The 22386-nt window shown below is 60.7% G+C and carries 21 protein-coding genes and 2 pseudogenes; 9 read left to right on the top strand and 14 right to left on the bottom strand.

Annotation, left to right across the window (positions count from 1 at the left end; translation table 11 throughout):
* Window positions 1-18 precede the first annotated feature (18 nt).
* A complete protein-coding gene (locus AC1D75_RS03895) occupies window positions 19-807 on the bottom strand; it encodes an SDR family NAD(P)-dependent oxidoreductase (protein ID WP_495513983.1) in 789 nt (262 codons plus the stop codon).
* 112 nt (window positions 808-919) lie between these two features.
* Here AC1D75_RS03895 and AC1D75_RS03890 point away from each other — a divergent pair, with 112 nt between their 5' ends.
* Window positions 920-1507 carry a TetR/AcrR family transcriptional regulator gene (locus AC1D75_RS03890; protein WP_495513982.1) on the top strand — a complete coding sequence of 196 codons (588 nt, stop codon included), beginning with the start codon at window positions 920-922 and terminating at the stop codon, window positions 1505-1507.
* A 47-nt stretch (window positions 1508-1554) separates the two neighbouring features.
* Here AC1D75_RS03890 and AC1D75_RS03885 read toward each other — a convergent pair whose 3' ends face one another.
* The 3 genes from AC1D75_RS03885 to AC1D75_RS03875 all read right to left on the bottom strand — a co-directional run bounded on the left by AC1D75_RS03885 (window position 1555) and on the right by AC1D75_RS03875 (window position 3830).
* Window positions 1555-2691: a 3-ketosteroid-9-alpha-monooxygenase, oxygenase component gene (locus tag AC1D75_RS03885; RefSeq protein ID WP_495513981.1), complete on the bottom strand. Its 1137-nt coding sequence runs from the start codon at window positions 2689-2691 to the stop codon at window positions 1555-1557.
* 56 nt (window positions 2692-2747) lie between these two features.
* Window positions 2748-2990, bottom strand: coding sequence for a hypothetical protein (locus AC1D75_RS03880; RefSeq protein WP_495513980.1), 243 nt, complete (start codon window positions 2988-2990; stop codon window positions 2748-2750).
* Window positions 2991-3158: 168 nt separating this feature from the next.
* Complete coding sequence (locus AC1D75_RS03875; protein WP_495513979.1) at window positions 3159-3830, bottom strand: DedA family protein; 672 nt, start codon at window positions 3828-3830, stop codon at window positions 3159-3161.
* Window positions 3831-4184: 354 nt separating this feature from the next.
* Between AC1D75_RS03875 and AC1D75_RS03870 the strand changes: the two genes are divergently transcribed.
* The gene (locus tag AC1D75_RS03870; protein WP_495513978.1) at window positions 4185-4934 is read left to right on the top strand and encodes an SDR family NAD(P)-dependent oxidoreductase; all 750 of its coding nucleotides are present in this window, start codon (window positions 4185-4187) and stop codon (window positions 4932-4934) included.
* Window positions 4935-5001: 67 nt separating this feature from the next.
* On the opposite strand, the gene AC1D75_RS03865 is transcribed toward AC1D75_RS03870, so the two are convergent.
* A complete protein-coding gene (locus AC1D75_RS03865; protein ID WP_495513977.1) occupies window positions 5002-5529 on the bottom strand; it encodes an ester cyclase in 528 nt (175 codons plus the stop codon).
* A 206-nt stretch (window positions 5530-5735) separates the two neighbouring features.
* On the opposite strand from AC1D75_RS03865, the gene AC1D75_RS03860 reads away from it, so the two are divergent.
* Window positions 5736-7055, top strand: a complete 1320-nt coding sequence (locus AC1D75_RS03860; RefSeq protein ID WP_495513976.1) for a hypothetical protein — start codon at window positions 5736-5738, stop codon at window positions 7053-7055.
* Window positions 7056-7057: 2 nt separating this feature from the next.
* Complete coding sequence (locus AC1D75_RS03855; RefSeq protein WP_495513975.1) at window positions 7058-8446, top strand: outer membrane protein assembly factor BamB family protein; 1389 nt, start codon at window positions 7058-7060, stop codon at window positions 8444-8446.
* A 9-nt stretch (window positions 8447-8455) separates the two neighbouring features.
* On the opposite strand, the gene AC1D75_RS03850 is transcribed toward AC1D75_RS03855, so the two are convergent.
* Together AC1D75_RS03850 and AC1D75_RS03845 are read right to left on the bottom strand one after the other, a co-directional pair.
* The gene (locus tag AC1D75_RS03850; RefSeq protein ID WP_495513974.1) at window positions 8456-9523 is read right to left on the bottom strand and encodes an alpha/beta hydrolase-fold protein; all 1068 of its coding nucleotides are present in this window, start codon (window positions 9521-9523) and stop codon (window positions 8456-8458) included.
* Window positions 9524-9711: 188 nt separating this feature from the next.
* Entirely contained in the window at window positions 9712-10257 is a 546-nt protein-coding gene (locus tag AC1D75_RS03845; protein WP_495513973.1) for a TetR/AcrR family transcriptional regulator, read from the bottom strand.
* A 108-nt stretch (window positions 10258-10365) separates the two neighbouring features.
* On the opposite strand from AC1D75_RS03845, the gene AC1D75_RS03840 reads away from it, so the two are divergent.
* Both AC1D75_RS03840 and AC1D75_RS03835 read left to right on the top strand, forming a co-directional pair.
* Complete coding sequence (locus AC1D75_RS03840) at window positions 10366-11373, top strand: aldo/keto reductase (RefSeq protein ID WP_495513972.1); 1008 nt, start codon at window positions 10366-10368, stop codon at window positions 11371-11373.
* A gap of 32 nt (window positions 11374-11405) precedes the next feature.
* Complete coding sequence (locus AC1D75_RS03835) at window positions 11406-11795, top strand: VOC family protein (protein ID WP_495513971.1); 390 nt, start codon at window positions 11406-11408, stop codon at window positions 11793-11795.
* A gap of 852 nt (window positions 11796-12647) precedes the next feature.
* Here AC1D75_RS03835 and AC1D75_RS03830 read toward each other — a convergent pair.
* Window positions 12648-14084, bottom strand: a complete 1437-nt coding sequence (locus AC1D75_RS03830; protein WP_495513970.1) for a hypothetical protein — start codon at window positions 14082-14084, stop codon at window positions 12648-12650.
* A gap of 269 nt (window positions 14085-14353) precedes the next feature.
* Here AC1D75_RS03830 and AC1D75_RS03825 point away from each other — a divergent pair, with 269 nt between their 5' ends.
* Window positions 14354-15085 (top strand): hypothetical protein, encoded by a 732-nt coding sequence (locus AC1D75_RS03825; RefSeq protein WP_495513969.1) that lies wholly within the window; start codon window positions 14354-14356, stop codon window positions 15083-15085.
* 541 nt (window positions 15086-15626) lie between these two features.
* Here the strand turns inward: AC1D75_RS03825 and AC1D75_RS03820 are convergent.
* Window positions 15627-15941 (bottom strand): annotated as a pseudogene (locus AC1D75_RS03820) (transposase); the annotation flags it as partial.
* Between the two features lie 1493 nt (window positions 15942-17434).
* Here AC1D75_RS03820 and AC1D75_RS03815 point away from each other — a divergent pair.
* A complete protein-coding gene (locus AC1D75_RS03815; RefSeq protein WP_495513968.1) occupies window positions 17435-19261 on the top strand; it encodes a hypothetical protein in 1827 nt (608 codons plus the stop codon).
* A 49-nt stretch (window positions 19262-19310) separates the two neighbouring features.
* On the opposite strand, the gene AC1D75_RS03810 is transcribed toward AC1D75_RS03815, so the two are convergent.
* The 3 genes from AC1D75_RS03810 to AC1D75_RS03800 form a co-directional block, all read right to left on the bottom strand.
* Window positions 19311-19784, bottom strand: a complete 474-nt coding sequence (locus AC1D75_RS03810; RefSeq protein WP_495515974.1) for an Abi family protein — start codon at window positions 19782-19784, stop codon at window positions 19311-19313.
* Window positions 19682-20170 (bottom strand): Abi family protein, encoded by a 489-nt coding sequence (locus tag AC1D75_RS03805; RefSeq protein WP_495513967.1) that lies wholly within the window; start codon window positions 20168-20170, stop codon window positions 19682-19684. Before AC1D75_RS03805 ends, AC1D75_RS03810 begins: the two co-directional genes overlap by 103 nt.
* Window positions 20171-20388: 218 nt before the next feature.
* Window positions 20389-20916, bottom strand: coding sequence for a HEPN domain-containing protein (locus tag AC1D75_RS03800; protein ID WP_495513966.1), 528 nt, complete (start codon window positions 20914-20916; stop codon window positions 20389-20391).
* An 83-nt stretch (window positions 20917-20999) separates the two neighbouring features.
* On the opposite strand from AC1D75_RS03800, the gene AC1D75_RS03795 reads away from it, so the two are divergent.
* The gene (locus AC1D75_RS03795) at window positions 21000-21260 is read left to right on the top strand and encodes a hypothetical protein (RefSeq protein WP_495516094.1); all 261 of its coding nucleotides are present in this window, start codon (window positions 21000-21002) and stop codon (window positions 21258-21260) included.
* A 27-nt stretch (window positions 21261-21287) separates the two neighbouring features.
* Here AC1D75_RS03795 and AC1D75_RS03790 read toward each other — a convergent pair.
* Window positions 21288-21593 (bottom strand): annotated as a pseudogene (locus AC1D75_RS03790) (ApeA N-terminal domain 1-containing protein); the annotation flags it as partial.
* A gap of 19 nt (window positions 21594-21612) precedes the next feature.
* Window positions 21613-21810 (bottom strand): helix-turn-helix domain-containing protein, encoded by a 198-nt coding sequence (locus AC1D75_RS03785; protein ID WP_495513965.1) that lies wholly within the window; start codon window positions 21808-21810, stop codon window positions 21613-21615.
* Window positions 21811-22386: the final 576 nt, after the last annotated feature.

Here is a 22386-nt window from a genome sequence, read left to right as displayed (position 1 = left end):
CGGCCCGGCCACACGCCGTCAGCGAACGAGCGCCTGCCCGCCGTCGACGGCCAGGGTATGACCGGTGATGTATCGGGCGGCGTCGCTGCACAGGAACACCGCGGCAGGACCGATGTCGTCCTCTGGATCCCCCAACCGCCCGAGCGGGACCGTGCGGAGATATTCCGCGGCAGCTTCGGGTTCGTGCTGCGCCCACTGTTCCATCGTCTGGGAATTGGCCAGCGGCAGAAGCGCATTGACACGGATTCCGTCGGACGCCCATTCGCACGCCGCGGTCCGGGTCAACACCCGCACCGCCTCTTTCGCCGCCGCGTAGGCACCGGTACCGGAAGGATTCCACCGAATACCGGCCGCTGATCCAAGGTTGACGATCGAACCGCCACCCTTCAGATATCGATGGCAGGCCCGCATCATGAGCCACGTCGCGGTCGGACCGGATTCCATGCCCTCTCGATACGTCGCCTCGTCGATGTCCAGCAGCAATCCCGGTGCCGGACTCTGAGCGTTGTTGACCAGCAACGTGATTCCACCGAACTCTTCGGCGACCGCAGGCACCAGTGCTTCGATTGCGCCACCGTCGGTCACATCGCAGACAAACGCCGCCGCTCGACCGCCGCGGGAGATGATCTCCTCCGACACGGCACCGATGGTGGCTTCCGTGCGGCCGACCACCGCCACCTGCGCTCCGGCCGCTGCCAACGCAAGAGCGATGCCACGCCCGATCCCCTGCCCGGCACCGGTGACGATGGCGGTTTGGCCGTCCAATACGGCCGGCTGTAAAGGACGACCACCAGTAGAAGTAGTCATGCATACTCCTTCAGAACACTTGGACAACCGGAGCCATTGATCGTTTGATCAATGGCTATGGCACAATCAGCGCCATGGGCACCCGACGCCCGAATCCGACAGGGGTACCACCGTGGATCCGCAAGAACGCAGGAAGCTGATACTTGACCGCTCGGCCGAGATCTTCGCTCGAAAAGGTGTGTCCGCAACCACCATTCGCGAAATCGCCGAAGCGGTGGGTGTCTATTCGGGCGCGCTGTACCACTACTTCCCCTCCAAGGAAGCAATCGTCACCGAGCTCATCCGCGAGTACATCGAAGATCTGTCGGCACGATGCAATGACGTACTTGCGCGCGAGCTACCGCCTGTCGAGCGACTGGTGGCGCTCGGTGTGATCGCGCTCGAGACCAGCGAGCAGTATCACGGCGCCACGTCGATCTGGCGACGTGAAGGCGAGTACATGCGTGAACGCGTGGTCGAGGCCGATATGGCGGCGACCGCCGACACCATGGAGGTTGCTTGGCGTGATGCCATCACCGAAGGCGTTGCCGCCGGTGACCTGCGCACCGACATCGACCCCAAGGTCTTTCAAGAACTTCTCTACGACTCGTTCTGGCACGCCTCACGCTGGTTTCGGCCGAGCCCCGAGCAGACCTTGGCCGATCTCGCCCGCACCGTGATCACCGTGTTCGTCGACGGGATGCGCCACCGCGTCACCTGACCTGTCGGCCATGCCACCATCCGGTGGCAGGGCCGACAGGCGTGGCATCACTCCTGGGGAGCTGCGAGGTTTTCCTCGACTTCTTTGTGCCAGTTCTCCAGTGCACGAGTGGTGTCGACCTCGAACTCGAAGCGCTCGGTCATGTCTGGGGTGACATCTTCGATGTCGACGTAGAACTGGCTGTACCACCTACGGAGCTGATACACGGGCCCGTCCTCCTCGGTGAGGAGCGGGTTCTCGATACGCGTCTTGTGCTTCCAGATCTCGATGTCCTGCCCGAACTGCTCTTCGAGACCGTCGGTGAACAGCGTTGCCATGTCGGCCATCTGCTGGTCGGTCATCCCGTCGATCTTCTTGACGATGGTGCCGAACTGAAGGACAAACGAGTTCGAGGTGACCGGGTAGTGGCAGTTGATCAGCTTGGACTCGATGGTGGAGCCATCGGCGACGGTGTAGATCGTGTCGAGCATGAATGAGGGGCCGTAGTAGAAGGCGTCTGAGATCGTCTGCGCCTCAGGGAGATCCATCTGCACACCGGTCTTGATGTCGTCACGGCCGTACGAGCGCATGTGCTGTCCGGCCACGTGTCCGTCGAAGACGTTCTTGAAGTATTCCGGCATCTGGTAGTGCACGTAGAAGAAGTGGGCCATGTCGACGACGTTGTCGACGATCTCACGACAGTGTGATCCCTCGACGTGGATCGTCGTCCACGTCCAGTCGCTCCACTGTCCGTCCTCGTAGCCCTCGATCTCCGGAATCGACAGCTCTGCAGGCGGTTCGGAACCCTGCGGGCAGTTCCAGACCATCAGAACGCCGTTGCGTTCCATCGTGGTCCAGGTCTTCGTCCGGGCAACCTTGGGGGTGCGACGAGCGTAAGGAACCGACTCGCAACGGCCCTTGCCGTTCCAGCGCCAGTCGTGGAACGGGCAGGCGATCGCGTCACCCTTGATCTCACCCCGGGCGAGGTTGCCACCCATGTGTCGACAGAAGGCGTCGAGCACGTTGATCTTGCCGGTGGAGTCGGCGAATACGACCAGATCAGTACCAAAGACCTTGACCTGGTGTGGCTTTCCGTCTCGGAAGTCTTTTGCCAATCCGATGCAATGCCAGCCACGCGCGAAACGTGTCGGATTGGTGCCGGTGTCGATGTTTCGGATCTCGATACGTTCTTGCTCGACGGTCATGAGGTTCTCCAAATGGGGTGTGTAGGGAGGTCAAACAGGCAGAACGGGAACGGTGGTCACCGGAGGCGGGTGAAGACTTCTTCTGCGGCAAGGGGCAAGACCGGCGGCTCAGATCGCGTGGTCATCGGAATCTTGCCTTCTTTCACTGCTTCGTCGACCGTGCGGTCGAGGGCTTCACAGCGCAGCAGATAGCCACCGGAATCGACGGAAGCGGCCGCGGCCATCTCCCGGCACGTCTGGGAGGCCTCGGCGGTCCATTGAAGGCTCGTGTGAGCGGGGCTGTACTTCGCGATGAACACGCGAGCGTCACAGGTATGGCAGGCGAGAGACTGCAATTTTCCGGATCCCTTCCTCGGATGAACCGAGACTACGAACCAGGATGTGGTGGGGACCACAGGAATTCAGTCCAGCGGAACACCACGTTCGCGCAAGTCAACGCCGGAACCACCCGATGGCTCGCATTCGGCTCAGGTGGTGTCCTTTTTGGGATTGCCAAAGTCGGGATCAGCGGGTTCAACTTTCCGCGATTCCCGGAACTTCTTGACCACGCGATCGACGACGAAACCCAATACCAACGCGAGGCAGATCGACACGACCGCACCGAGCAGCGGCTGTTTGTCAAAAAGGTCACCGACGAACCGCCCGATCAGAGCCGAATACACCGCCCACGTGGTACCCGCGATGATGCTCAGGGGCACAAACTTCTTCCGGGGGTAGTGCGTCGCACCTGCGGTCATGTTGGCAGCAACGCGACCAACCGGAACATATCGGGCCGTCAGTATGATCACCGCGCCGCGCTTGTCGAGCCCGTGACGCGCCCTGCCGAGGGCCTCACGCACCTTGGGTTTGCGCATCCACGAGAAGCGATCCACGCCGACCCGTCGGCCGATCGTGTAGGCGATGTTGTCGCCGATGATCGCGCCCAAGGCAGCAAGGAGGATGATCAACCATAGATATGGTCGGCCCGTGGATCCGGACAACGACGCCAGGGTCGTCAAGACGGATTCGCTCGGTAGCGGCGGAAAGAACCCGTCGATGACGCACAACGCGAACAGCACCGGATACACCCATAGCGCGCTGGCCTGAGCGCTGATGAATTCGTTGATCACGTCCATATGCGCCGCCGTGCTTCCTGTCATCTGCCGGTTCCGGATGTGCACCGGAATAGGCGTCGGACCTACTTCGCAAACCGGGTGGCCGGAGCGCGGCCGGTTGCCACACCATCGATCCTGACACGGCGCCGACAGTAAAACCGCCCGATCAACGGGAAAGATCAGCGAACACCCGGGGTGCTCCACCCCTACCGCCGACCCCGAAATCGGACTTTTCGCACCACCCATGCCGGCATGGTCGGGGTAATGGAGAACCGATCACCGATCCCTCCTCGACTCTCTCGTCCAATGCGAGGTCTGATTCCCGCCAGTCTTCAGCGCTCGTTGCAGTGAAGATCAAGTGGCACACACCAGAACGCCAAAATCGTTGGCGGATAACACATGGAGCAGATGATGTCGAAGATTGCGTTGATCACCGGATCCAACCGGGGGCTGGGTTTCGCCGCTGCGAAAGCGCTTGGACGGGCCGGCTACACGGTGGTTCTCAGTGGCCGCACACACGAGAAGGTGACGCCGGCCGTCAAAGAGCTACAGGCACTGGGGTTTGACGCGCAGGGCCAGATCCTCGACGTCAGTTCATTCGAGAGTGCACGTTGTGCCGCGGACGATTTGCGCGACCGACACGGACATCTGGATCTGTTGGTGAACAATGCCGGAATCCTGCCGGAGGCCACTCAACCCGGTGACGTCAATTTCGTCCATCCTGCAAGTGCATCGCAAACGTTCACCGTCAATACCGTGGGCGTCCTCAACGTCATCGAAGCGATGTTGCCACTGATTCGGCGAAGCGAGGCCGGACGAATTGTGAACGTCTCCAGCACAGTTGGATCGTTGGCAGAACAGGAAGATCCGCAGTCGCAGTACTTTTCGATGATTGTTCCGGCCTATCAGGCCTCGAAAGCTGCACTGAACTCGATCACCATCGGCTTGTCGAAGCTGCTCGTCGACACCCCGATCAAAGTGACAGCGGTGTGCCCGGGCTACGTCCAGACCGAACTCTCCCCCGATAACAGGGCACAGGCGCCGCTCACCGCGGACGAAGCGGCCGAAGTGGTTGTCCGCGCCGCCATGCTCCCCGACGACGCCATGTCGGGAACATTTGTGGACGCAGCCGGTTCCGTGCGCTGGTGACCAGGGATGAAGGACTTCGTGGTGGCTGGGGACAACGTTTCCCACACCCGCCGCCCGCCTCCATCTGCTAACGGCGGCGAACCATCCCTGCCACACGAGTTTTGGCGTTGAAGGCGGCCTTCATCGCGCGATCCGCGATCGATCCATCGGGCGGCATCATCTTGATCTGGCGAGCAAACTCCATCTGGTCGTAGCGCACCGTGTTGGTGACGACCTTCCCATCTGCGATGACAAAGTGGTCGAAACCCTCCAAGTCGATTGACCGCCCGGTTCCGGCCACTCCGACGAAGGTACCGACGTGACGACCGGTCAAATGCCAGTGGACCAGAACATCTTTGCCGGCCTCGGCGATCGACACGACCTCCATGTCGAAGTCGTGCACGGCCGCGAAGACCTGCTCGAAGTAGGCGGCAATGACGTCGGCTCCACGACACGTGCCGGTTGGGAACTCCACGAGGGTGTCGGTTGTCCAGAAACCACGCAGGCTGTCGATGTCCTGGGCATTGAGGCGGCCCAATGACCACCGGACGAGTTCAGCGTTGGAGACGTCCCTCGGCGGGGCAGTGGTGGTCGAGGTGTAGCTGGGATCGGGCATCTGTCCTCCATGCACTTCTGTGTGCGGCAAGTTCACTGGCGCCGCCTGGCGGGCTTCCATTCCCAGACTGACATTGCACGCCACCCAAAGCGCGTGTAGTCGGCTACTCGACTGACGCCCTTCAACCCGCCGATCTGGCGTCGAGTAACGAACGTGCTGGTCTGGACGACATGGCTTCTGTAGCGGCCACGATCGGGGGGAGACCGATGGACGACGAGAGTTCTTCGCGTAAGAAGGAAGCGTGGACCTTCGCGCTGGTCATCGTGTCCGTCCTTGCGCTCGGGATCGTGCTGGCAGGATTTCTGCAACCTGAGCCCGATCCGGAACTGACGACGGCTCCGCCCGCGTCGACCACAGAGGCCGAACCCACTGCGCCCGTCGAGTACGACATGGTGGAAGAACCTGTCGACCTGACGGCACAGATCCCTGGATGCGACGTCGTCGAACAACCTGACGAGTCCGGTGGCTACAGCGCGTTCTCGGTCTCCTCAGTCGACGAGCAGACCTATGACAACCCCAAATTTCCTTGGTTCAACGGCCCGAAGGCGACCGCGATGTCGAACGCGGTGGCCGAGACATTGCCTGACAGTGCAGAGATCGAGTTCGCGAGTCCGGAACGGTCGCTCGTCTTTCAACCGATCATGGACTTCGGTGACTCTGACGCCGAACCCAAAGGGAGCACCATTGCATCGGGATCGGTGGTCAACGATGATGCCAGGGGCAGCCTGACCGTCCAAGTGCAGCAAGGCTCAGCGCCGATTCCATCCTGTGTGGCAGGGTATCTCGACGAGCGTCGCACCTTGCCTGACGGCGTGGTGGTCGATGTGCACGACACCTGGTGGGAAGTGAATGGTGTTCGTACCCTCAGTCGGTCGGCGCAGGCATACGTGGCGGACGGGTCGCTGATCCACGCGAGCTCCACCGACAACTCCGGAGCGACACAACAGGAGCACAGCGGCAAAATCCCCTTGACCACAGATGATCTGGTACGTATCGTCAGCGATCCGCGGCTCCGTATCAGCACTGTCGTTCCGCCGGGGACCCTGGCCCCGCCGGAGGAATGTTATGGCTACTCCGAGGCCAACGGCCCCGCCGTTACTCGTGAGCAGGCACGCAAACTCGACGCCATCCTCGCGACAATCGATCTAGGCGGGCCGAAGCTGAGACCCTTGCAACCCGGCGGGAACGACACCCTGTGCACTGCGGATCCCGATGCGGGACTCGAGATTTCAATCGCCGGAGGTCAGCCGCTTCCCGTCGAAGAGCGCCCGGTTCCGGGTTCCGATTCCCAGAAGACGCTGCGAACACTCGCTGACGGGACCGTTGTACAGACCGAGCGGTCCTTCCATTCAGCCTCCCCGATGAACAAGCCAGAGGAATCCACGATGCAGATGTCGAGTTCGGTCATCGTGACGCGACCTGCCGGGACGAGGATCTCAGTCAGTTCCAGTGCGGCAACATCCGATCAGGTGCTCTCGTTCAATGAGCTCGAATCCATCGCACTCACACCAGGATTGGAACTGTAGACGTGCCCGACAAGAGCACCTGGCAACTCGTTGCTGCCGCCGCGGCTGCCGTCGTGACCCTCACCGCAGCGGGGTTTGTGCTGGTGGACCACCACACGCAGGCGTCGGTCAAGAAGATCACCGGGACGACCGCGCAAACGCCCGGACTCGCCTGGTCCCTTGATGCCGCCGAGTATCTCGGCCGGCCGTTTGCCGACTTCTCCGACCCGCGCGGGGGATCCTCGTACAACTCCGGTCTCCCTGGATTCATCCTCGCGGGAGGCACCCTGGTGACCATTGCCGGCATCCCCAACGACGGATACACCCTCGACGAAGCCGTCATGATAGGCGTCGACCCCGACGATGGGACCGTCCGCTGGGAGGCTCCCGCCGCCGATCTCCAGCAATGCAGCGAGGAACCGCTCGGCGGCAAGATCTATTGCTATGCAATGGATGATGGGTACGAGCTCGTCAGCTATGACACCGGATCCGGCGAGACGGCCAGGCGATCAATCGAGGAATCGATCTTTGGTCTCACCACCACCTCGGACACCCTTTTCATCGTCGAAGGCAGTCCCGAGGAGAACGATGTGCGGGTCCATTCAGGTACGTTCGATGACGTTTCCGCCAACTGGTCGCAAAGCTTCGACATCGGAGGCGGATGGGAGGACGTGTTCGGTCCCGACACGCTGATTGTGACGGACGGCGTCGGCCTCGTGCGGATCAGCAACACGATGGCGCAATTCGATGCCGAGTCGGGTAGCGAGCTGTGGAGCAACGGCGACAACTGCGTGTACGCCGCGAGTCTCGAATCCGGTGGTGTTGTGGCGCAGGCGAACACCGATTGCGAGTCCTACGACACCATTTCAGAGCAGCTACTCAGAGGCCCCGACGGGAAGGTTCTGGCTACGGCGAAGAGCTCCGTGCGGCAGGGTCCGATGCTCGAGCACCCGTCAGACTCTGATGCCCCGATCCTGCTGGGCGATTCCGCGTACGACCGCGCCACCGGCGATCGGCTCTGGACCAATATCGATCTCGTCGCGGGCGCGAACGGGACGCAGGGAACCGTGACAGCCGTCGTCGGCGACATCGCCTACCTCCGTGACACGTCAGGCGAAGTCGAGACGGAAACGGGCATCGACGTGCGAACAGGAACACGGTTGTGGCACAACGATACTGCCCAACATTTCAATCCGACTGCGGCCGGCGGCAGTGTGATCGTCGGTACCGATGGGATCGCGTTGACGGCTTTCGACGTCAGCACCGGCAAGGTGGTGTGGACCGCGCCGTTCACAGCCATCGACCCCGATCCCGAAACATTCCTCTCGGGTAGTGCGACCGAACGGTACGACGACGGGTGGATCTTCTCGTCGGACCGCCGGATGATCGGTCTCACACCGCTGCCTCGGTGACCGGTGCGGTCATGGGCAAAGACGGTCGATCGCGTCGAGGATTGCGTGGCGATACCACGCGTAATCGTGTCCACCGGAGTAGGTTTCGAAGTGCACATCACCTCCGGCGTCCTTCGCCGCGTCCGCGAACCACCGTGACTGATCGACCATCGCGCCCTCGATGTTTCCGACCTGCACCACAACGCGATTGGTGAAAGCGCGGGTACCGGCCATGCGTTTGAGCGACCGAGTGAGCGTCCCGGGTCGCTCGTAGTCGCGTGTTTCGCTCTCTTCGTCGAACCAGAAGGACCCCGACTGCACAATCGCAGCGTCGACGAGGTCGGGGAGGTCGATGAGAAGACCAGCCGCAGCCAGGCCACCGTAGCTTTGGCCGGCGACGATGATCCCTTTCCATCTGATTCCGGCTCGTTCGAGTGCCGGAAGTACTTCCCGCGTCAACAATTGCGTCATCAACGCACGCTTGTCGAGAATGCGCCGGTCGGGTGTGCTGACGAGGATGGCGGTCGGCGATGGTCCGGTTGCATCCTTGTTGCGCTGGGTCATTGCACTGCGATAGCCGAATCCGGAATCGGCCCACAGATCTCCGTCGAACATCACCATGAGTGGTCCATCCACATCACCGGGAAGAATCGTCAGCGCCCGACCCGATTCGACTATGGAATAGACGGATTCACCCTCGGTCCCACCGTCGCTAGCAGAGGCCGACCAAGCCGGGTGTTTGACCGCACCCGGCAATTCCAGCACCGACGACGAGCCGAGCATACCGAATGGACGGCGAATCACATCAGGATTACTCGGGTCGCAGACAAGGTTGTCGAGGACCTGATAGATCGACATTTCTTGCTGCGCTTCAACGGATTCGAAGATCAGGAAACCGTAACTCACACACGCGTCGTCCGGAAGTCGGACCGTCGTCGCATATACGCCCGGCTCGGTGAGCGTCAGTCCGATGCCGCCGTGGATGGTGGTGCCGGGATAACCGGTCAGATGAAGCGAGACGACCACGGGAACATCGCTGTACCAACGAAATGTGACATCGGTGTACCCGGCGACCAGGTTGGGTTCAGTGACCGCCATCGGTTCGACTACCTCTCCTACAGATCATCGACACCCAGGATGGCACAACCGTTCTCCCGAGCCGCGATCGCGGTTACACTCCTCGACGAGGTCTCCCCCGCCGAGGCCGATACCCGAGGACTGACAGCCAGGCGTGAGACGAAGATCGTCATCGGCAGTCGCATCCATCTGAGCTCAGGTGTCCCGGTTCAGGACGTACCGTGCTCGAGAATCGCCATCAATGCGGCGACGAAAGGCTCAGAGCCGACATCGCCTCGGATAGCTAGTTGTTCGCTGTAGCCGACGAGAACTGCGACAAAGGCTTCGGCGATCTGAGCCGGGTCATCCGGGTGATTGTCGGGGACGAGTTCAGCGATCGCCGTCCGCAGCTCATCGAGTTGGGCACGAACTACCTCGGCCAATGCCGGCGACAGCGCGGCTTCGGCGTAAATCTGGGCGACCAGTCGGGCATGGCCGGTCTCTTGCGACATTGTCCGCATGTGCTCGAGTAGATCCCGAACCGCCTCGGCGGTGAGTGCGTCCGGAAGTGCGCCACTCGCCTGTTCACAGACTGCAATGACGATCTCGTCTTTGCTTCGGAAGTAGCGGTAGATCGCCCCGTTGGACAGGCCGGTCTCAGCGACGATGTCCGCCATCGACGTTCGAGCGAACCCATGGCTGGCGAACCGAACGCGGGCGGCGTCCACTATCTGTTGACGTCGCGCGTCGAGGTGCGCTTGGGTGACCTTCGGCATAAAAGAGTGACCCCTCGTTTTATTTTGGTACGTTGATCAGATCGTACCGAACACCATCTGGAGCCCACCATGCGCTACAAGACCTTTTCTCGACACAGCGGCCTTCGGGTGTCTGAATATGCCCTCGGCACCTCGACCTTCGGTGCAGTCGAGACCCTTGACCGACCCGATGCCTCCCGCACGATCTTCGACGCCTTCGTCTCTGCGGGCGGCACCACATTCGACTCCTCCGACGTCTACCAGGGCGGGCGGGCCGAATCCGTCCTCGGCGAACTGCTTGGTACCGATAGAGACGATTTCGTGGTGATCACCAAATACACAGGTCTCCGACAAGACCATTCCGGCCCCGGCACAACTGGAAACAGCCGGAAAACCATGATCCGCTCCCTGGAGGCCAGTCTTCGCCGACTCCAGACGGACTACGTAGACGTGTTCATGCCGCACTTCCCGGACGGTGTCACGCCGGTCGCCGAGATCCTCGATACCTTCGACGACTTGATCCGATCCGGAAAGATCCTGCACGGCGGGCTTTCCAACTTCCCTGCCTGGCGGATAGCCGGGGCCGCAACACGATCCGAACTGAAGAATCATGCACCCTTGATCGGCATCGAGACCGAATACAGCCTCGCCGAACGATCTGCCGAGCGGGAACTACTGCCGATGACCCAGGCCCACGGCCTTGGCGCGCTGCTCTATTCACCGTTGGCGGGTGGACTACTCACCGGCAAATACCGACGCGGCGAGACAGGTCGGCTCAATGCTCAGGCCGGTGGAGTCGAGGACAAAGGGCACAACGCGGCAGTACTCGACGCCGTGCTGGCCATCGCCGACGAGATTGGCAGCACCGCCCTTCAGGTGTCCATGTCGTGGCTACGCCGTCGGTCCACACTGGCGAACACCGCACTGATTCCGATCATCGGCCCACGCTCCCTGTCACAGCTGCAGGCATACCTCGAGTCGCTCGACTTGGAGTTGAGCGAAGAGCACTATCAGCGCCTCGACGACGTCAGCGCTGTCCGGCTCGGGACACCACACGAAGATGTGACGGCCGCACTCGCGGGCGGCTACGACGGTGACCGCACCACGCTCGACACGCCCCTGATCCCCGTGCTCTAACCGACAGAACTCGCGATAGGAAACCAAATATTATGTCCAGCAACGTACTCGGTGTCAGCTTCGACGCCCACGACGCCTACGCAATCGCCACCTTCTGGGGCGAAGTCCTGCAATGTGCCGTCGCCGATGGAGCCAGCGCAGACCACGCCTCACTCCCGACCGAACCAGGAACGAACCGCCCGCGGATGAGCTTCCACCGAGTCCCCGAAGGCAAATCCGTGAAGAACCGGATGCACCTCGACCTCACCACCACCGACTTCGACACCGAAATCGCCAGACTCATCTCCCTCGGCGCCACCAAACTAAACGATGTCGACCTCGGAATCCGTTGGGCAACGCTCGCCGACCCCGAGGGCAACGAATTCGACGTGATCGACGGATCACACACCGGAGGCCGCGCAGCTGCCGCCGACAGTGAGTGACCGGGCCGAACAAGTTGCCGCGCAGGCAGTTTACGACCGAAGCTGCACTGCAGCTCGACATTTCCCGTGTAGGTTCCGCCGCACAATGTCACCTGAGAAGGCTGTGACCTGTGGTGTTCCATGGACTGTCACCAACAGATTCCAAATTATCCTGTCAGAAAATTCGGGCACACCGGAACATTCCAGACTCGCACCGAAGCATATCTGGCACCGCATGTGTTGTGCAGCAACCCAGAGCACCTCCCCTCACAGAAGGCAGTCGGAAACCTCGTTGTGGGTATGAGAATCACGACGGTAGCTCCGGCGGGACCGCCAGGATCTGCGCGTGGGATCGTCTCGGCAGGCGTTACTTCGATGACCATTTAATGGCCACCACCTGGGCGGGATCGGGCTGCCGGAACAGTGATCCCACCAACGAATGGCCGGATGTGACCCGCTTCGGCTTGACGGCACACGGAATGCGTTCAGTTGAACTCACCGGCTTACATGTCGGCCAAGCCCAGCACGCCCAACCGCGGGTGGAGACCACCGAAGCGCGCGAGTTCCAAGTCGCTGTCGCCGACTCTCAGATAAGTGTTGAAACCCCAGCTACGGCTTCATGCGGGCAAGAGCGCGCGTCCATGTCACGATCAGTAACCTGAGCGCTTTCATAAGCCCGCCCAGAACTTGGCGGCGCGCCTGAACTAGGCCGCGTCTAGGGCCGACATCTGCTGCGGCTGGCTGCCTGTAGCTTTCGGGTCGGACAACCGTGACTCTTACGCTCGTATACCGGGAACTAGGGGCGTGCCAGCGTAGACGGGTGGTGTTCGCGTGCGGACTTTCGCGCGCGACGGCCATCAAGATGCGTGACAGTCAGGTCGCTAAGGCCTGTTCTAAGGACTGCCTAAGAGTCTGAATCCGGGTGTCGCGAATGATTCTGTCGGGTGACGAAGTGAAGGCGTCCACCGCTTCGGAGAGTGCCTTGGCGTCTCGGTCGACGTACTTCGGGCGGAGGATATCGAGGGCCTGCCCGAACTTCTTCCGCGGCTTGTCGTAGCTCAGGTTGCCTGCCACCTCGGGGCCAGTCAGAAGGTATAGCGCGCGTGCGGCTTGCCCGGGGGTCAACCTGGTTATGAGGTCTTCGTAGATCTCGTTGGCCTTCCATGAGACGCCACTGGAGCGCCCGAGAAAGATGGTGGCGAGGGCCTCGACGTACTTTTTCTCGACGCCGATAGGGATTGCTTGGGTGCCGATGATCTGAGCGAGACGAGTCGCGACCGGTGGCTCATTATAGAAGTTGTCCATACCTTCGTGCGCCCGGCGAAGTTCGTCGATCAGGGTGTCAATCTCGCCAAGTCGAACGTCCTCAGAGAGGTAGGAGAGGCCGTCGACGGCGGAAAGGAACTCCCGGGCGAGGTCTGCCTGCTCTTGGTCGAGCGATGCCTTGAATCTCGCCTGCCGCACGCCATAATTCGCTCGGACGGTCTCTGGGACTTGCGACCAAAGCGGAACTGACAGGAGCCGAACGTTGTCACGAACGACAGTCGATGAACTGAGGTCGGTATAGATCCCGAATAGGCCGTTTGCGAGCAGCTCGACTTGGTCGGGGCGGAGGCCATTGAACACTCCGGCCAGCTCTGCGGCCACGTCGGCGGTCACCGTCGTGTTTTTCACGTTGTACAGCAGCCGCCCCGTCGCGACCATTGTTGGCGATTCCGGGAGGAGGATCACCTCACGGATGCACGTCTCCATGAACGCGAGAAGTTGGTACGGGCCTATCTCGTGCTGGTTTGGGTGCGCCGCGCTCGCGTGATTTCGCATGTAGCGGACGAGGTCGAGTTGCTGCTGACCGACCGCCGATATGAAGCCTATCTTCGCGGCCGCCCGGATCAGCTCGTCATCGGTGATCTTCGCGAGGTCGGAGGGCTCGCGAAGATCCTTCCGCTTGTCAGGGTCTGTGACCGCCTGATCGAAGAAGTAGTTGAGATCGTATGCGACGATCCGATTACGAAGCTCACCGATTGTCTCGTCCCAGAGATAGTTGAGGGCTGCGTCGAAGAGCCCGGCGCTGACGGCGAGCATGAACTTGGACATGTAGACGGCGCGGCGGCGGTGTTCGGCAGGCAGAGGACCAATTACCGTTTCGACGTTGTTGAGGATCGATATGCGCTGTTGGATGTCGACCAGGACACCCACCGTCGGCAGCCCGAACTCGTCCACTTTCGAGAGGATCGCGCTCTCATAGGAGGTGATCGTCCCTGAAACGTCGATCTGCTGAGGAAGCCTCGTCGACGGCACGATGTCGGACACGTACGCCTCCTAAATGCTTGTTTGGTACAACCTACCGTTGAGCCGGTAGTCCTCACTAGATCTTGCAGGTGACGGCAATCCGAGTCTCAGGTCCGTGTCACCGAGTCCAACAAGGGTGCCGAAGCATAATCCACGTTGTCATCCGACAAGGGGTGGGGAGTGCCACCACTCCAGTTGACGCGTGAGGTTAACAGGTAGGCCCGTGCGGTCAGCACAATTTGACGCAAGTTGGCCACGGCTTCGGATCTCGCCGCCGTTAGGGTGACCGTATGCCCGAACCAATCGAGCTCGATGTGCCCTCGACATGGCCCCAGCGGCTACGGGACTTAGCCGCACAGGCGTCCTTACATCCCAGCGGCAAAGGCGACTATGCCCCTGAACTTGAACCGACCCCCGAACTATCGTTACCAATCGATGCGATCTTGGCCGAGCACGGCATCGTCGCATACCACTACACCCGGCTTCTGGACTCCGAGGTCGACGATATTCGCCGAAATGGATTGCGTGCCACTTCAACCGAGCTCCTGGCAGACAAACTCGACTCGGCAGTGTCGGGAGGCTACATTACTCCCGCTCAGGCCAAACATCTCAACGCTACAAGCGTCCTCTCTGACGCAGACCACGGCAGCGGGCGGCTGAACGAAGTATGCGCGGTCACAACGCCGCAGTCGGGTGCCGACGTAAGTGGACTCACTCCGCTGATGAGTAACTGGGGCGGTGAGATCATATACTTCTATCAACGAACTGGTATTGATCCCGACCTCACGCGACTTCTAACTAAAGTCGGTCGGCCACAGGTAGTTTCATTCACACATTATCCGTCGCCGACGCACTTCTACACATCGCCCCTATCAAATGCAGTGATCGGCCGATGGCGCGAGCTCGACGAGTGCTGGACCGAAATACACCATCGCACAGCCAGCGGGGAACGTGTGCCGGTGCTCAACATCCTAGAGCCGGACTCCTACGGCGCCGTACACGCCGGTCCCAACCACGCGTAGTACTCGATCTCACCAACGATGGCCAAGGCGACATCACGACGCACACCAGGAGCGACTGGGAAAGTCCCCGTGATGATATGCATTCCACACGGATCCTAGTTGGCAAAGGCAGCCGACAACGCGCCCAACCTCCGCTTTCACGCACACTTAGGGACACACGATGGCGCGCGACGATGACGCTTTCCGCTCGACCGGCCAAAACCGCTCCGAACGTTTTGTTGCCTCAAGATAGCTGCGATACAGAACCTTTCGACCACCCCTTGACGGAGGCCGCCCGAAGACTGCGGCGATCTGCCAGAATCCCCTGCCCGGCATGCATAGATCAGCGATCGCGGCTCTCATTTTGTGATAAAGACGAGTGCGATGTGTCCGTTGCCAACCGCTTTCGAATGACGTATTGGACTGCACGTGGAGACAGACCTAGTTGATCCACACCAATCCACCATCTGAGGGTTCCCCATTGATCAAACCTCGGAACCAACGGATGGCTCGTCTCGTGCATTTGGGACTATCCCTTAAACGGTGTTTCGGCCGTTTTCCATCAGTAGGTTTCTGATCCAGGCCAACGGTCCGCGAAGGTGATCGCGAAAGCGTTGAGTGCAGGCTTCCACCGTGTGATCCATCGTGCCTGACCTTTGCCGGTCGGGTCCAGGGATCGGGTCACCAGGTACAAACATTTGAGCGCGGCTTGCTCGCTGGGGAAATGGCCGCTGGCTTTGACCGCACGGCGGTACCGCGCGTTCAACGACTCGATAGCGTTGGTGGAACACAAGACTCGCCGTATCTCGGTGCCGTAGTCGAGGAACGGGATGAACTCTTGCCAGGCGCTATCCCACATCCGGATGATCGCCGGATACTCATCGACGATCAAACGCCGCCGCGACCGCATACGGTGTGGCCACGACCAACCAGGATTCGGTTCACGGCTCGAACGGAGCTCAGCCACATCGGTAATTCGTAGCGCATCGAGCCCATGAACATCGCTGAAAGTACAGTCCTGCAAGCCAATTCCAGAAATCGTCACACCGGCCAGTCGAGCCCGTTTCAATGAGGTGATCGACGCAGCAGCACTGATCGGAAGTGCCGCAGTCAGTGCTCGATTGAGTGTCGCGTAGGCGATCTGAAAATCGAGCCAGTCAAAGATACTCATCCACTCTGGACGGACTGGGCGAACCCAATATCCGTCAGGTGCTGGTTCTGAGGTCGCTGGAACAGCTTCGATCAGCGAATCCTTGGCCAGGTTGGCATCAGTGAGATCCACTGCAGCGCTGGCAACGACCAGATGCAGCCGCTTTTCTGCCCTCAATCGAACACACGACACGACTCCAGCGGTGACATCAAGGCGGACAGACTCCCGAAACACGGATCCTTCGAAAATTACTTCCGTCGCCAGTAACCCCTCGGATGAAACATCTCCCTCCCAGATCACCCTAGTCAACGCCAACACCTTGAAGATCGCCTTGCAGAACGTGGTGTCGCAGGTGAAGGCCGCCTCCTCGCACCAGGCGGTGTCAGCTAATACACAGTGGGGCAAGCTCAGGTCGACAGTTTCAGATCCAAAACACCGACGATGCGGGCGGCGTCAAGGTGGACTGGGAGGTCAAGGTCGACTACCAAGTGCAGGAAGTCCGCGCGCACAACACGATCGCCACCCCAGGCCGTTGCGTCCCCGATACTCGGCCGCCACTTAGAGTCGCGCTCGGCCCCGGTCCTGAGATCGCATCAATTGCGTTCGGACGCGGCAGCCAGCAAGCGTGTTTCGGCCTCGGTGATGGGCTCCAACTTCGTTCGACTCCTCACATCACTCGACAATGCCGTCCCGCCCAACACCCGAATGGAGTGAAGGTGGATAGATCCTACTGGGGCGGGGTGTATTTCATCACTGGTGACGAAGCATATTGCAGCACAAGCAATTACGCCGATAACAGAATTATCATCAACTAAACTTGACGACACCTTGGTGGAGGGCGTGCCGCTCGCCGTCGGATGACACCGTAGGTGGGAGTTCGCCACCCAATCTGGGAGTCGTTCACGGCGATATCGGACAACTTGCAACGTCACTTGGGAAAACGTCGTGTCGCAATCCCGCTCAAACTGTCACTCGAACAGGTATGAGCGCCGATTCGACGGAATTCTCAATTCCAATGGCACGGAGCACCTGTAGATATCGGGAGATCTACGCGGGACGGGCACTCCCAACTACCTGGCACTAGTCCCAGATCGCGGTCAGCCGACCGTCGGCTCCGATGACCTTTAGAGGACGCACCATCCTGAATGGTAACTAACCGACACGAAGGTCGGATCCACCGTTGATCGGACGCTCTCCGGAGTTTCAATACTCTGATTGGCATGACGATGGGTGGGCGTGAGGCGGCCGGCGACAAGATTCAGTGGACCAGGTTGGATCAGCCCTGGTTTGACCGAATTGTTGAGACACTGCTGCTGCGGAAGTTTCGTGGCGGAGCGCAGGTTGAAGTGGTCGACGGCAGAGGTGGCGACGGGGGCATGGACGTGTCCGTTACCTATCCCGACGGCCGTCTCGTGATCTACCAGCTGAAGTACTACCCCGAGGGCATGTCCGGGGGCCACAGGCCCCGTAGGACTGAAGTGAAGAAGTCGTTCAAGCAGGCGGTGAACAAACATGAACCGCACGAGTGGGTACTCGTCGCTCCACGCAACTACACCAACTCCGAGAAGCGCTTCCTGCGTGGGTTACCGGATGCGACTCCGGATGGGAAGCGTCATCCCACAGTCGATTGGATTGGCCGATCGGCCCTGGACCAGATGCTCATCGACTTCCCTGAGGTCGATCGGTGGTTGACTCTCGACCACGTCCGGAACACCCGCGAGGTCTTCGAACGTGAGCGGACTGCATTTCTTAATTCCCCCGCTAGCGACCTCGCTACCCGTGTGGATGCTCTTGGCGGGCTCATCGACGCAACAGATATGGATTGGACCTGGGACTTCGCGCGGCAAGGCAATACGACGATCCAAACACTGCGAGCTCAGCATGACAACGCGGCGGTCCGCAGCCCCATCAGCATCACATTCAGCACGATGTTCGCCGCCGACTCTGCGGTGGGGCGTGAGTTTCGACGATCGATCGAATACGGCTCACCGGAGCGGGTGACGATCCCAGGCGCCGCCCTCACCAGATTTGAAGTCTCCGGCCCAGACGTTGTGAGCGGGATACCCGACCCGGACCGTCTGGTGATCGCAAGTCTCCCTGACGATGAAAGTCCCGCAGTTGGAATGCTTATGGAGATCCGGTTGCTTGAAGACGGCGAGGTGGTTGCAACCGAGGAGGGAACAGTCATGGAAGTGCACCGCGGCACCCGGGGCATCACCAATGTGATGTTTTTCTGCGGTAATCGACTCACCGTGACGGCCGAAATCCCGTATCAAGCCGCGGCCGGTCCCACATCGATGAAAGTTGGGTACAAACTCCAAGGCCTCAGCCCGCGAGCTGTTGCCAACCTACTCAAGATCGTGCTGGGCCTACGGATATCGGGTGAGGTTGAGTTTCACATTGACGGCCAGTTTCTGACGAAGTACAGGCGCTCTAGTGACGAGATCGACGACGAGGCCAGCGAGTTCAAGGAGCAGCTCATGATCTACCGTTTCGCCGAAGACTTCGCCGACGTACTCGCTCACACTGGGCAGAGAATGACTTTCCCGAGCAGCTTCACCGCGGATGACCGGGTCCACGCGCGTGTCGCCCGGCTACTGATCGAGGGTCACATGGTGGCGTCGCCATTGGCGCCCGGAATCCATGGCCGCTTAGCCGCCAATGCCTCACTTACGCGTGAGCTTCGCGACATGCTGACGGAAAGACGCGACATCCGCTGGCCGGCCGGGCCTTACTCTGCTCCAATCGCTGGCCGGCAGTTCGATCTTGGACAGTCTTTTACGGTTCACCCAGAGACGTGGATCGAGAACGGCGCCGCCGCTCTCGAAGCGCTAGAACGCGGCGAAGTCAGTACTGACCTGCTGATCGTGAGGCCGGGCGGCGACCCGTACTTTTTCGTCTATCTCCCAGCGACCGATCCAGAAGGCCACGAGGGTCGCTGGTTCGCGAGATGGAACCTCGACGGTATCGACGAACCCTGGCTGGACCGGCCATGGCTCACACCCGAGGACGCAGATACTGACCCTCTAGCCGAATCAACCGAGTAAGTGGCACTCTCAACTACCTGTCACTAGTCCCAGATCGCCTGTCACGGAGTTACTTCGGCGACGGATGTGTCAGTCCGGCGCAGAGCCAGTCGGGTTGGCTTCGATGAAGTCCCAGAGGGTGTCGGAGTAGTCGTGGTTGCTGCGGACAGTCGACCAGGTGGGCGAGCGTCATGATCCAGGCCCACGGAGTGTTTTTGTAGATGGATTTATCGTGGTCAGTCTGCACCTTGCGTGGTGCCTCGAGTTCGACGCCGTGGCTTCGGTTCCAGATTCGCTCGTGGTGCGCACAGACGTTTCGCAGCACGGTCATCGCCCGGAATGTGCGGGCTGCGTGGCTGTGTTTGAGGTCGAACCGGGTTGCCAGAGGCTTCAATACGCCTTCGACGTCAGTTGTGAGGCCATACATTTTCGAGGTGGTGCCTAGAGACATTGTCTCGACGGCTGCCCAGATCGGCATGGATTCGCCGCGGGTTTTGTGGTGCCCGGCGAATCGCTCGGTGGAGCGATTGAGATCCTCCGTGATGGACTTGAGCAGTGTGTCGCGAGCCCGTTCCGGTACTCGTACGCATTCTCCTCGAGGTAACCGCCAGGCCCGGTTGACTGGCCCATCAGATATGCGAGCTGGGAGCGGAAGACGACCTCAAACTCTGCCAGTCCTTCGTGGAGCCTTCTGGCCAGCTGCTGGTCAAAGAGGTAGGCCGCTCGAATGTCAGCAAACTTGGCGCTGGCATCGAACCGGTTGTTGCCGGCGGCGGGGTTGATCTGGAAGTACCGGAAGTAGCCGCTCAGGCGATAGTAATTATGGTCGCAGAGGAGTTGCTGGGCCAGGGTCGTTTCAGTGTCTGCGAGAGGGAGCCCGTTGGCCAGGAGCTTCTGTAGCTGCTGCTCAACGGTGAGGAAGGGCTTCACCGGAGTGATGGTAGTAAAGAGCCCGCCGAAGTGAGGAAGCTTGCGCTCTAGCCTTGGCGGGCATCGTTGACACAAGGATAGCGCGGGTGACTCTGCGGATCAACCGCCTGATGTGGAGCTGGACGCCAGTCCCAGGTAGCTGGCACTACTCCCAACTCTGCTGTCACCCGACAGTGGCAGCTGTCGGACGGCGCGGAGGTCAGTCTGTTGGCGGCGGGTCAAAAGTAGTCGTCGTAGAGTTGCCGCAACCTGTGATAGCTCACTGGGGCCGCGTTGCGCTGCTGATCGGCGGAGAGCCCGAGCTTCGCGAGCAGTACCAGGTGCAACAAGGTTTTCGTTACGTAAGTCAGTGCGGGTCTGACCTCGTGAGGGATCGTGTCCATGCCGTCCCACGCTGAATGGCCGATCGCGTTGCGCGCCCTGGCTATCCACGTGACCCACTGGTCCCGGTCGTGGAGCAATCTTTCAACGGCCTCGCCGTCGGGGATTGCGGCCAACTCTTTCATCCGGGTCGTGAGGCCCGGCTGGTTCTGTCTGATCTTTGAAAGTGCCCATTCCTTCGCTGCGTCATCGGGCAGAGCCTTGATGTGCTTCTTGAGCTCCTTGTGCTCCTGGTCGGAGATGCCGGTTGTGTCTGGACACAGAATCTGGTGGATGCCCTCGGCGGCGGAGGCAGCGTTAAACAGCTTGTTCTGGTAGTAGCCGCGGCCGCCGTAGTCGAGGCTGAACAGCACCGAACCCGACATTCCCAGCTCTCGGCGCGCAACGTCAACCAGTCGGAGATGAACCGCTCAGGTACGGTGGCCAGCCCGAACCCTGGACGCCAACGATGCTCGATCACGGTGTCGGCGTTCATCAACACCTGGACCGGCATGCCTTCGCCGGTGAACAGGACAGAAGACTCGATCCGGCAGTCCGCGCTGCCTGCCATGGTCAGGAGGTCTTGGAACGCTTGGACGGTGGTGCCGAAACCAGCCCATTCTCGGGGTTCGTCGGACTCGATGACCAGTTGGACTTCGTTACCCTCACGGCGCAGGCTGAGCTGCTCGCCCGGGCATTGAGGGTTGGCGATCTGCTCCGGCATCGGTAGCCCATCGCGGCCGCGCGTTGCCCAGTCGGTCAGGTTCGACAGGCTGACCGCTACCCGACGGAAGATGGCGACGTCGGCGGAGTCGATGTGGACGCCGATCAACGCGACGTGCACGTAAATCTCTGCCTGCGTCATCGTCCCGAAGGGCAGGACGCCCAGCAGGGTCACCGGTGTGGCCTCGGCGGTTTCGCCCCACACCACCGCGTTTTCGACATCCCACGGGACGAGGTGCTGGTCGAGCTCGAGGCGCAAAGACCCGTCGGCGGCGGTGGTGAGGTTGCCCGCGGCGGTACGGTCGGGATCGGCTGGCATCCACCACTGGCCGTTGTCCACGATCACAGGTCCGCCCCCGTCATCGCTTGCCCACCCACTTGCGGACGGTCATTCGATCGACACCCAACTCGGTTGCGATCTGCGTTTCGGGGACTCCTTCGGAATGAGCGGACTGGGCCATGATCTGCGCGATACGCAGGGATTCCTTCGCTGTGGCCCGGGCCTTGGCGAGTTTCTCCCCGTACGCCTGGCGTTCGGCCTGGGTGTATTGGTCCATGTAGACAACTCTACAATCGTTGCTGTAGTCATGCCTACGCGAACACCGGCCCAGTCAGGGTTATGAGCGGAGCTGATCAGGGTAGATCGTCTGCGCGATTTCCGTGCAGCGGGCATCAGTCATCCTTAACGCGGAGTTTCGCCAGCTTCAGCGTTCACCTCTGTTCGCTTCAAATGGTCACGTGCAAGCCCTGACGACAATCGGGGGGCCTCGGGGTTCCACGTCCCATTGGAGTTCAGCATTCTGGGCGGGTCCGTCGTGCCTGCACCGTCGGTGGCCAACAGCAGTGGTGTTGCCTGCCGACCGACAACAAGGACCACCACCCCCATCTTCCACTCGCAGACACGTGATTGAGTCGCTGATCCGAGCGGGCAACTAACGCAGTGAACAGCACGCACAATATTCGAATGAATACGACAGGCCCGGCCGACCGAGACTCACAGGAAGACAAACCTGTCTCCCAACCAGCGGAATCGCCCAGCACAAAAACGAGCACCGGCTTCTTCGCCCGTGCCGCGCTCGCAATCGTCAGCCTCGGACTACTCGTCGTGTCAGGATTCGTGTTCTTCTCCGGAG

This window comes from Williamsia sp. Y712 (genome assembly GCF_059445525.1).
The sequence above is the reverse complement of the archived record's forward strand: the minus strand, read 5'-3'. Positions and strand labels throughout refer to the sequence as shown.